This window comes from Streptomyces sp. BE303 (assembly GCF_036290945.1).
Taxonomy (GTDB): domain Bacteria; phylum Actinomycetota; class Actinomycetes; order Streptomycetales; family Streptomycetaceae; genus Kitasatospora.
This window is the reverse complement of the sequence record NZ_JAQYWZ010000730.1, coordinates 1-302: the sequence shown is the minus strand read 5'-3', so window position 1 is coordinate 302 and position 302 is coordinate 1. Positions and strand designations below refer to the sequence as shown.

Sequence of the window (302 nt, the reverse complement as noted above, 5' to 3'; positions counted from 1 at the left end):
GCCACGTGTTCGGCCTGCCCGACGAGTCCCGGGAGCGACGCCTCCACGAGGAGACCGTCGACGGGACCGGCGACCGCACGGTCGTCGAGCTCGAGATCCGCCCCCGGCCCTCGTACCCCGACGCCGGGCTGATGGGCGGCACCCACGCGGGCAACGACCGGCTCCGCTTCGACCAGGACGCCGGGATCATCACGGACGACACCGACATCCGGTTCGCGCTCGCCCCGCGGAACCTGCGCGAGCTGGGCGCCGTGATCGAGCAGGCCCTCGGCGCCGCGCCGGCCGGGCCGACCGCCCACGGG

General features: G+C 76.2%; 1 protein-coding gene. It reads left to right on the top strand.

The features are described 5' to 3' along the window. On the top strand, nt 1-302 hold a 302-nt coding region (locus tag PUR56_RS21965; protein ID WP_329950167.1), incomplete at both ends, for a hypothetical protein.